Source organism: Streptomyces sp. SID1328, assembly GCF_009865595.1.
GTDB classification, from domain to species: domain Bacteria; phylum Actinomycetota; class Actinomycetes; order Streptomycetales; family Streptomycetaceae; genus Streptomyces; species Streptomyces griseoluteus.
The window spans coordinates 1-10044 of the sequence record NZ_WWKH01000171.1 but is presented as its reverse complement, the minus strand read 5'-3'; the positions used below and the strand labels follow the sequence as shown (position 1 = coordinate 10044).

General features: G+C 70.1%; 8 protein-coding genes. 3 read left to right on the top strand and 5 right to left on the bottom strand.

Annotation, left to right across the window (positions count from 1 at the left end):
* From GT030_RS05120 to GT030_RS05105, 3 genes are all read left to right on the top strand, one after another.
* Positions 1-2232 (top strand): ribonucleoside-diphosphate reductase subunit alpha (locus tag GT030_RS05120; RefSeq protein WP_161200037.1); only part of this gene is annotated, 2232 nt, incomplete at its 5' end.
* Positions 2232-3239 (top strand): ribonucleotide-diphosphate reductase subunit beta, encoded by a 1008-nt coding sequence (locus GT030_RS05115; protein WP_161200036.1) that lies wholly within the window; start codon positions 2232-2234, stop codon positions 3237-3239. The genes GT030_RS05120 and GT030_RS05115, both read left to right, overlap by 1 nt.
* 253 nt (positions 3240-3492) lie before the next feature.
* Complete coding sequence (locus GT030_RS05105; protein ID WP_161200034.1) at positions 3493-4455, top strand: helix-turn-helix domain-containing protein; 963 nt, start codon at positions 3493-3495, stop codon at positions 4453-4455.
* 28 nt (positions 4456-4483) lie between these two features.
* On the opposite strand, the gene GT030_RS05100 is transcribed toward GT030_RS05105, so the two are convergent.
* The 5 genes from GT030_RS05100 to GT030_RS05080 all read right to left on the bottom strand — a co-directional run.
* Positions 4484-5854, bottom strand: a complete 1371-nt coding sequence (locus tag GT030_RS05100; protein WP_161200033.1) for a cytochrome P450 — start codon at positions 5852-5854, stop codon at positions 4484-4486.
* Positions 5851-6933 carry an epi-isozizaene synthase gene (gene cyc1, locus GT030_RS05095; RefSeq protein WP_346009570.1) on the bottom strand — a complete coding sequence of 361 codons (1083 nt, stop codon included), beginning with the start codon at positions 6931-6933 and terminating at the stop codon, positions 5851-5853. The genes GT030_RS05100 and cyc1 overlap by 4 nt, the downstream gene beginning before the upstream one ends.
* Before the next feature lie 255 nt (positions 6934-7188).
* Positions 7189-7839: a peptide deformylase gene (gene def, locus GT030_RS05090; protein ID WP_161200032.1), complete on the bottom strand. Its 651-nt coding sequence runs from the start codon at positions 7837-7839 to the stop codon at positions 7189-7191.
* Positions 7840-7978: 139 nt separating this feature from the next.
* Positions 7979-8959, bottom strand: coding sequence for a hypothetical protein (locus GT030_RS05085; RefSeq protein WP_030807439.1), 981 nt, complete (start codon positions 8957-8959; stop codon positions 7979-7981).
* 110 nt (positions 8960-9069) lie between these two features.
* Positions 9070-10044 (bottom strand): metal-dependent phosphohydrolase (locus GT030_RS05080; protein ID WP_161200031.1); only part of this gene is annotated, 975 nt, incomplete at its 5' end.

Genomic DNA, 10044 nt, shown 5'->3' with positions numbered 1-10044 from the left:
GCGCTGCGCGGCCGGTCGGCGCGCGCCGACGAGGCGGAGCTGCGCGAGCTGGCCACCGAGGCCGCCGCCGGTCTGATCTCGGAGGACCCCGCGTACTCCCGGCTGGCCGCCCGGCTGCTCACGCTCTCCATCCGCGCCGAGGCCGCCTCGCAGGGCGTGACCCGCTTCACCGAGTCGGTGGCCGTGGGCCACCGCGAGGGCCTGGTCGCCGACCGCACCGCCGACTTCGTGGCGCTGCACGCCGCCCGGCTGGACGCCCTGATCGACACCGGCGCCGACGACCGGTTCGGCTACTTCGGCCTGCGCACCCTGTACAGCCGCTACCTGCTCCGCCACCCCATCACCCGCAAGGTGATCGAGACCCCCCAGCACTTCATGCTGCGCGTGGCGAGCGGTCTGGCCGAGAACGACAGCGCCCCCGCCGTGGACGAAGTGGCCGCGCTGTACGGCCTGATGAGCCGCCTGGACTACCTGCCCTCCTCCCCCACCCTGTTCAACTCCGGTACGCGGCACCCCCAGATGTCGTCCTGCTACCTGCTGGACTCCCCGCTGGACGAGCTGGACTCGATCTACGACCGCTACCACCAGGTCGCCCGCCTCTCCAAGCACGCCGGCGGCATCGGCCTCTCGTACTCCCGCATCCGCAGCCGGGGTTCGCTGATCCGGGGCACCAACGGCCACTCCAACGGCATCGTCCCGTTCCTGAAGACGCTGGACGCCTCGGTGGCCGCGGTGAACCAGGGCGGCCGGCGCAAGGGCGCGGCCGCGGTGTACCTGGAGACCTGGCACTCCGACATCGAGGAGTTCCTGGAGCTGCGCGACAACACCGGTGAGGACGCGCGCCGTACGCACAACCTGAACCTCGCGCACTGGATTCCGGACGAGTTCATGCGCCGGGTCAACGCCGACGAGTCCTGGTCGCTGTTCTCCCCGGCGGACGTGCCCGAGCTGGTCGACCTGTGGGGCCCGGAGTTCGACGCGGCCTACCGCAAGGCCGAGGAGGCGGGCCTGGCGAAGAAGTCCATGCCGGCCCGCGAGCTGTACGGCCGCATGATGCGCACCCTCGCGCAGACCGGCAACGGCTGGATGACCTTCAAGGACGCCGCCAACCGCACCGCCAACCAGACGGCGCTGCCGGGCAACGTGGTCCACTCCTCCAACCTGTGCACGGAGATCCTGGAGGTCACCGACGACGGGGAGACCGCGGTCTGCAACCTCGGCTCGGTGAACCTGGGCGCCTTCGTGGCCGACGGGGACATCGACTGGGAGCGGCTGGACGAGACCGTCCGCACCGCCGTGACCTTCCTCGACCGGGTCGTGGACATCAACTTCTACCCGACCGAGCAGGCGGGCCGTTCCAACGCCAAGTGGCGCCCGGTGGGCCTCGGCGCGATGGGCCTCCAGGACGTCTTCTTCAAGCTGCGTATCCCCTTCGACTCCCCCGAGGCGAAGGCGCTGTCCACGCGGATCGCCGAGCGCATCATGCTGGCCTCCTACGAGGCGTCCGCCGACCTCGCCGAGCGCAACGGCCCGCTCCCCGCCTGGGAGCAGACCCGTACCGCCCGGGGCGTGCTGCACCCCGACCACTACGGCGTCGAGCTGACCTGGCCGGAGCGCTGGGCCGCGCTGCGCGCCCGGATCGCCGAGGTCGGCATGCGCAACTCGCTGCTGCTGGCGATCGCGCCGACGGCCACCATCGCCTCCATCGCGGGCGTGTACGAGTGCATCGAGCCGCAGGTGTCCAACCTGTTCAAGCGCGAGACGCTGTCGGGCGAGTTCCTCCAGGTCAACGCGTACCTGGTGCAGGAGCTGAAGAACCTCGGCGTGTGGGACGCCCGCACCCGTGAGGAGCTGCGCGAGGCCAACGGCTCGGTGCAGGGCTTCGCCTGGATTCCCGAGCACGTGCGGAACCTGTACCGCACGGCCTGGGAGATCCCGCAGCGCGGTCTGATCGACATGGCCGCCGCCCGTACCCCGTTCCTCGACCAGGCGCAGTCGCTGAACCTGTTCCTGGAGACGCCGACCATCGGCAAGCTCTCCTCGATGTACTCCTACGCCTGGAAGTCGGGTCTGAAGACCACGTACTACCTGCGTTCGCGCCCGGCGACCCGGATCGCCCGTGCGGCGGGCCGTGCCCAGGAGACCAAGACCATCCCCGTCCAGCAGGCGGCCGACCCCGACGCCGTCGCCTGCTCCCTGGAAAACCCCGAGTCCTGCGAGGCCTGCCAGTGATGACCGAGAAGAACCTGCTCGACCCCGGCTTCGAGCTGACTCTCCGCCCCATGCGCTACCCGGACTTCTACGAGCGCTACCGGGACGCGATCAAGAACACCTGGACCGTCGAGGAGGTCGACCTCCACTCGGACGTCGCCGACCTGGCGAAGCTCTCCCCCGAGGAGCAGCACCTGATCGGCCGCCTGGTGGCGTTCTTCGCCACGGGTGACTCGATCGTGGCGAACAACCTGGTGCTGACGCTGTACAAGCACATCAACTCCCCCGAGGCGCGGCTCTACCTGAGCCGGCAGCTCTTCGAGGAGGCCGTGCACGTCCAGTTCTATCTGACGCTGCTCGACACCTACCTGCCCGACCCGGAGGACCGCGCGGACGCCTTCGCTGCGGTGGAGAACATCCCCTCCATCCGGGAGAAGGCCGAGTTCTGCTTCAAGTGGATCGACTCGGTCGACAAGCTGGACCGGCTGGAGACCAAGGCGGACCGCCGCAAGTTCCTGCTGAACCTGATCTGCTTCGCCGCGTGCATCGAGGGCCTGTTCTTCTACGGCGCCTTCGCGTACGTCTACTGGTTCCGCAGCCGGGGCCTGCTGCACGGCCTCGCCACCGGCACCAACTGGGTGTTCCGCGACGAGACGATGCACATGTCGTTCGCCTTCGACGTGGTCGACACCGTCCGCAAGGAGGAGCCGGAGCTGTTCGACGACCAGCTCGAGCAGGAGGTGAAGGACATGCTCCGGGAGGCCGTCGAGGCCGAGCTGCAGTTCGCGCGCGACCTGTGCGGTGACGGCCTGCCCGGCATGAACACCGAGTCGATGCGGCAGTACCTGGAATGCGTCGCCGACCAGCGCCTCACGCGCCTCGGCTTCGCCCCGGTGTACGGCTCGGAGAACCCGTTCTCCTTCATGGAGCTGCAGGGTGTTCAGGAGCTGACGAACTTCTTCGAGCGCCGTCCGTCGGCGTACCAGGTCGCGGTGGAGGGCACCGTGGACCTGGACGAGGACTTCTGAGCCGTCGGAGCCTCCTTTCCGCGGTCCTTCTGGGCCTGCCCGAGCTGTCGGTCGACGCGCCGTTCGCGCACGATGCCGATCACCGAGGGCAGGACCAGGAGGACCAGGATGCCGAGAGTGGCGGCCATTCCGATGAGACCTTCGATCTGGTTTCCGTTCATGTCATCAGCCTCGCGCTGAACGCTCCTGTCCAACACTGGCAGGACTGCCGCAGGCCCTCGAATTCCTGCCAGCGCCGAGGCACACTGGCAGCATGCTGAAGAACGTGGTCGCGGTCCTGCTGGACGGAGTGCACCCCTTCGAGCTGGGGGTGGTGTGCGAGGTGTTCGGCATCGACCGCAGTGACGACGGACTGCCGGTCTACGACTTCGCCGTGGCCTCGGCGGAGGGGTCCACCCTGCGCACCCACTGCGGCTTCACCGTCTCCACCCCGCACGGTCTGGAGCGGCTGGAGGAGGCCGATCTGATCGCCGTCCCGGCCGGCGATTCCTACACCTCCCGTGACTATCCCCCCGCCCTGCTGGACGCGCTGCGCCGGGCCGTGGCCCGCGGCGCGCGGGTGCTCAGCGTGTGCACCGGGGTCTTCGTGCTGGCCGAGGCCGGGCTGCTGGACGGGCGCCGGTGCGCGGTGCACTGGCACAACGCCGGGGAACTGAGCCGGCGTCACCCGCGCGTCACGGTGGAGCCGGACGTGCTCTACGTCGACGAGGACCCGGTGATCACCTCGGCCGGCACGGCGGCCGGGATCGACGCCTGCCTCCACCTGGTACGCAAGGAGCAGGGGCCCGAGGTCGCCAACAAGATCGCCCGCCGGATGGTGGTGCCCCCGCACCGAGACGGCGGCCAGGCCCAGTACATCGAGCGCCCGCTGCCCAAGGGGCCCTGCGACACCGTGGGCGAGGTGCTGGTGTGGATGGAGGAGCACCTCGACCAGGAGGTCACCGTCGAGCAGCTCGCCGCCCGCGCCCACATGTCCCCGCGCACCTTCGCCCGCCGGTTCCAGCAGGAGACCGGCACCACCCCGTACCGCTGGATTCTGCGCCAACGGGTGCTGCTGGCCCAGCGGTTGCTGGAGGGGACCGACGAGACGGTGGACTCGATCGCCTGGCGGACCGGGTTCGGCAACGCGGCCGCGCTGCGCCACCAGTTCGTCCGGGCGCTCGGCACCACCCCGAACGCCTACCGGCGTGCGTTCCGGGGCCCTAGGGCCGCCTGAACGCACGCCGGTCCGGGCGCGTCGCTCCTCACCACTCCACGGGCTCGACCAGCAGCCGGTGCGGACGCAGGGTGATGCCCACGCGGGTCGTGGCGTCCGAGTCCTCGACCTGACGGAACCGGTACTTCGCCGATATCGCCGCGACGATCAGGCTCAGCTGGGCCATGGAGAAGTGGTCGCTGGGGCACTTGCGGTTGCCGACGCTGAAGGGGCTCATGGCGTACTTCGGCACCTCCTCGGCCCGCTCCGGCAGCCACCGGTCGGGGTCGAAGTCGAGGTGGCGTGCGTAGGAGCGGGCGTCGCGCTGAATCGCGTAGGGGCTGTAGATGATGTCCGCCCCGGCCGGAATGCGATAGACGCCGAGGGCCGTGTCGGTGAGCGCGCGACGCGTCAATATCCATACGGCGGGCCGCAGTCGGAGGGCCTCGACGACGACATTGTTGGTGTGGCTCAGCCTGCGTACGTGCTCGAATCCGACCGGCGCGCCACCGGTTACCGATTCAACTTCCGCGCGCACCTTCTCCGCGTGCTCGGGATGGTCCGCGAGGATCTGCAGGAGCCACATGATCGTGGAGGCGATTGTCTCGCTTCCGGGCGTGAGTATGGCGACGACCTGGTCGTGGATCTCCTGTTCGCTGATGGGGTCGCCATTGTCGTCCTTCGCCTCCAGCAAAGCCGTCAGCAAATCGTCCGGCTTTTGACCGGACGCCCTTCGCTCGGTGACGATCTCGTCCACCAGCAGATGCAGATCGGCCAGTGCCCGGTTGAATTCGAGGTTGGACGGGAACGGCAGCCGGTACAGCGGTCCCAGCGGCAGCACCATGCGCCGGTACATGCCCCGGAACACGGTGGCGAGGTCGGTGCTGAGCCGTTCCGCGCACTCGTCCATGTACTGGCCGCGCAGCAGGCAGCGGGCCGCGATGCGCACCGCGACCCGGAAGGACTCGGCGGTTGCGTCGACGGGCACGCCGGGCCGCCAGCGCTCGGTGAGGGCGTGCGCCTCCTCCTCCATGATCGGTCCGTAGGCGGGGATCGCGGCGAGCCGGAACGCGGGCTGGATGGTGCGGCGCTGCCGCCGGTGCAGCGGGCCGTTGGCGGTGGCCACGCCCTGCTTGCCGAGGAGCCCCTCCAGCGACTCCCACACCGGTCCGTCGATCTTGTAGTCGGGGCTCAGCGCGAGTGCGCCGGTGAGCGCCGGCGCGGTGACGGCGTACACCGTCTTGGGGCCCAGCTTCAGGCGCACCACTTCGCCGTGGTCGCGCAGCTGGGACATGAACCCGAGCGGGTCGCGGGCCAGTTTCAGGCCGTGCCCGAGCACCGGGACGGCGCCCCCGGCGAGGGGCGGCTCCTTCAAATCGGCCACTTCCCGCGTCTCGGGATTGACGGCGTCGACGGTCATTTCTCACCTGCCGCTTCGTTGTTGACGTACGGGGGTGTGGACCGGTCCTCCCAGGTGTCGACCATGTAGCGGCCGGACTCGTGGTGGAACCAGTAGACGGTGCTGAACCAGTTCCGCATATTGCCGACGCAGGTCCGTACGGCGGCGCTCAGTTCCTTTCCGCGTACGGTGCCGTCGTCGAGTTCCCCGGCGAACTCCAGCGCTTCGCGCTCGGCCTCGATGAATTCGGCGATGCAGTTCTCGATGCGCCGCCTGAGTTCTTCGACGGCTTCTTCGAGGGTGAGCCCGGAATGGGTGATGAGACTTATTCCGAGATTGTGCACCTCGTCGCCCGCTATCTCCTTCGGCAGCGAGCAGAGGTCGTTGTACCAGGCGGCGAATTCCTGGCTCAGCAGGGCCGCGCGCCGAAAGGCCGGGTTCTTCCGTACCGTGTCCGGGAGTTGGCATCCGGCGCTCGGTTCGAGGAGGTCGGTCCATATCCAGTGCGCGAAGGTGAGCCGCCGTAGCGCGAGGTACTCCTCGACACCGGGCACCCGGCCCGCGACCCGGTTCGCGAACTCCCGGTCGTACGCCTCGATCACCTCGTGGAAGTGCCGGGCGAACCGCTGGTTCCAGGCGGCCGGCAGGAACGCGTAGAGCCGCAGCACGCTGTCCGCGAAAGCGGCCACCAGCGCGTCCTGGTGGTGCAGATGGTCCTCGGGTGCGTCGAGCGCCGTATGGAGGCGCTGCCGCAGCCGCCGCCAGTCCTCGGGCCGGCCGTGCACGATGTCACGGTCGTGCCGGTCGTCCCAGACGAAGAACCACGCGCTGTAGTCGGCTATGGCCTGCAGGACGTCGTCGGGGGCGCCCAGGTAGTAGCCGGCCATCAGGTCCGTGTAGCACAGGTTGTCGGCGTACTCGCGGACCTTGTCCGGGGACATCAGCCGTTTTTCCAGCAGCCACCGCCGGGTGTTCTCCTGGAGCCGCGGCCAATACGGGTGCAGCCGACGGGGAAAGGCGTCCTCGATCACCGGGAGCGCGAGGGAAGGTGGTACCGCGACCGCCGTCGCCGATGTGGCGCCGCTTGAGAAAGCATGCACGAACAGTCCCCTCTCGACCGCCAGGAGCACACGCCCCTCCCTGCCGTGCCGGGCGTGCGCCGTTGCGTATCCCCGCACCCCTATTCAGCACTACAACTGACCGCCTGGGGAACGGATTTGCTCCTTTCACTACCCCAAGTCGCCGGGTTTCTTTCGGCGAACAGATGAACGAACAGCCGCGACGCCCGGCCGGAATGGTCTCCGGCCGGGCGTCGTGGCTGTTCGGTGCGGTGGCGCTGGTTCCGCGCGACCCCGTCAGTCGTTGGCGACCACGTCGTAGCGCGGTTCGTTCTCGGCCATCTGCCGCAGCGCGTCCTTGCGGTCCCGCTTGGAGAGGCGGTCGATGTAGAGGTAGCCATACAGGTGGTCGGTCTCGTGCTGGAGGCAGCGGGCGAAGTAGCCGGTGCCGCGCACCTTGATGGGGTTGCCCTTCTCGTCCTGCCCGGTCACCTCGGCGTAATCGGGGCGCGCGAGCGGCGCGTACGCGGTGGGCACGGACAGGCAGCCCTCGTTGCTGTCGTCCAGACGGCGGGCGGCGGCGGGGAGTTCGACCAGCTTGGGGTTGACGACCACGCCGGTGTGGCGGACGCCGTCGTCGTCGGGGCAGTCGTAGACGAAGACCTTCCGGCTCACGCCGATCTGGTTGGCGGCCAGGCCCACGCCCTCGGCGGTGCGCTGGCTGGCGAACATGTCCGCGATCAGTTCTTCCAGCTCGGGGCCGAACTCAGTGACGTCCGCGCACTCCTTGTGCAGCACCGGGTTCCCGACGACCGTGATCGGCCGCGAGGTCCCGCGCTCGCGCCAGCCGGTCTCGCGCTCCTCGCAGTCCTCCGTGTCGACGACATAGCCCTCGTCATCGACGGGGAGCACGCCCGCGTGCTGGTGATCGGTGTCCTGCTGAGCCATGACCGAGTGACGCCTTCCTGCACAAAAACTGGGGGGTGAATGCTGATACAGGGTACGGGTAGCGCCCGGTCAGGGGCGCGGGTCTGTGTCCATTCGCGGGCTCGCTCGACCACGACGGACCGCCACCGGGCAGCGCCGGTCAGCAGACCTCTTCGAGATCCCGCCAGTCCCGCGAGTCCGGACTGTCCGCGACCCACCCGTCCAGCAACCCCCGGACCAGCGAAGCCGGCGCGGCGATCCCGCACTCCCGCTCCGGCACCCACAGCTGGCCGTCCGTCCGGTGCCCCAGCGGACCGGGGTGACCCGGCTCGCTGTGATCGTGGGGGTCGAGATGCACACCCTCCCCCTCGTCGGACGGCATCCGCGACTCCGAACACATCCGGCACAGCAGCCGCACGGAAGAGGACCAGTCCTCCGCCGCGAACCCCGCGTCGGCGGCCAGCTGCTCCAGCGCGTCCCGGTCCGCCTCGGTCGCCGCCTCCAGCAGCACCACCCAGGTCGGCACGGGCGACGGCGCCCACAGCTCGATCTCGTCGAAGACCGGATAGGAGTGCCCGGTGGACGTGGTGCGCTCGCCGTGCGGGACACCGTCGTGCAGCACGACCTCGCCCCAGCGCCGCCCCGAGGACGGCAGCGGGATGGACAGCACCTCGATCCGCGCCGGGTCCAGCCGGCGTCCCCAGACCACCTCGGCCTCACCCTCCGGGGAGAGCCGTACGGCCGCGCTGCCCAGCTCCATGCCGAGCGGCTCGCCGAGCGCGGTGGCGCCGCCGGGCACCTTCAGTCCGTACGCCTGCCAGGCGCGGCGGGCCAGCGGCCAGTCCTGGAGCGCCGTGGCGGCGATGCCGACGTTCCACCAGTCGGGCGCGCCGGTCTCCCGGTCCAGCAGGGCGACGGCGCGCAGCCCGGCGGCGCGGGCCTGCTCCCAGTCGTGCCGGAACTTGTGCAGCAGGGCCAGGTTGAACCAGGACTCGGCGAGCCAGGGCTCCAGATCGGCGGCGCGGGTCAGCAGTTCGCCCGCGTCCTCGTACCGGCCGTCGCCGATGAGCGTAAACGCCCGGTCGGTGGCCTGCCGCCAGGAGGCGGAGGGCCGGTTCCGTACCTTGCCGAAGATCCTCACGATTCCCGCCTGCCAGTTCCGTTCCGCTCAGTGGGCTGGCTCTTGCCCCCGGACTGCCTCTCTCTCGCATCCAACCACGTCACGCGGGAGAGGCGCTCATTACCCATCGGTTACCCAGCAACCGGCAGGGTCAGACAGTCGCGGGACAGGACCCGCGCCAGCGATTCCACCACCTCGGGGGCGTAGTCCCCGGCCGTGGCCAGCCGCAGTTCCTCCAGTGCGCGCAAGGGGCCCTCCACCCCGGCCTCGCGGGACTTCTCCTCGTAGGCGTTGACCGCGCGCACGATGCGTGCGGCCACCGGCTGGTCCCGGTAGGGGTCGGCCTGCCGCTCCACGACCACGGCGACGGCCGCGGCCACCCCGGTCTGCCGGACCACGGCCCCGCCGAGCAGGGCGATACGGCGCTGCTCCTCGCCGGGCAGCCCGGCGGTGGCGCCCGCGGGGACCGGGTCGACCAGGCTGAGCTGGCCGATGTCGTGCATCAGCGCCGCGTGCTCCAGCACGGTCAGCTCGGGGCCGGTGAGCCCGAGATCCCGGCCCACCGCCAGGCTGAGGACGGCTACCCGGCGGGCATGGCCGGCCGGGGTGTACCCGGCGATCTCGGTGGCGCGGGCCAGGGAGGTGATGGTCTGCCGGTAGGTGGCGCGCACGGCCGCGTACCGGCGCAGCGACAACTGGGTGGGCAGCAGCGGGAGGCAGAACACCGGGAGCGCCCAGAGTCCGGCGACGGCGACCGCGAGCGCCATCACCGCTCCGGTGGCGCAGACGGCGGACCCGATGCCGAGCAGTCCGCGCAGTTCCTCGCGCAGCAGCGGGCCGAAGGGCCAGCCGGTGCGGGAGCGGGCGAGCGCGGCGGCCAGTACGGCGTCGCACAGTGCGGTCAGGACGAGCAGCGCGACGAGCAGCAGGGCGTAGGCGGAGCCGTCCCAGTGCTCGAACACACCCCGGCTGTAGAGGGGTTGGAAGCAGACGGCGGCGAAGCCGACGGTGAGGACGCGGCGGGCGAGGTGGTCCAGGGTGGGGCTGCTTCCGCGCCAGATGTGCGGAACCCCGCCGAGCAGCGTGGCGACGAGCACGACGGTGAG

Coding starts and splice junctions, on each gene's coding strand:
- GT030_RS05115 (WP_161200036.1), top strand. CDS start 2,232: ATGACCGAGAAGAACCTGCTCGACCCCGGCTTCGAGCTGACTCTCCGC.
- GT030_RS05105 (WP_161200034.1), top strand. CDS start 3,493: ATGCTGAAGAACGTGGTCGCGGTCCTGCTGGACGGAGTGCACCCCTTC.
- GT030_RS05100 (WP_161200033.1), bottom strand. CDS start 5,854: ATGACCGTCGACGCCGTCAATCCCGAGACGCGGGAAGTGGCCGATTTG.
- def (WP_161200032.1), bottom strand. CDS start 7,839: ATGGCTCAGCAGGACACCGATCACCAGCACGCGGGCGTGCTCCCCGTC.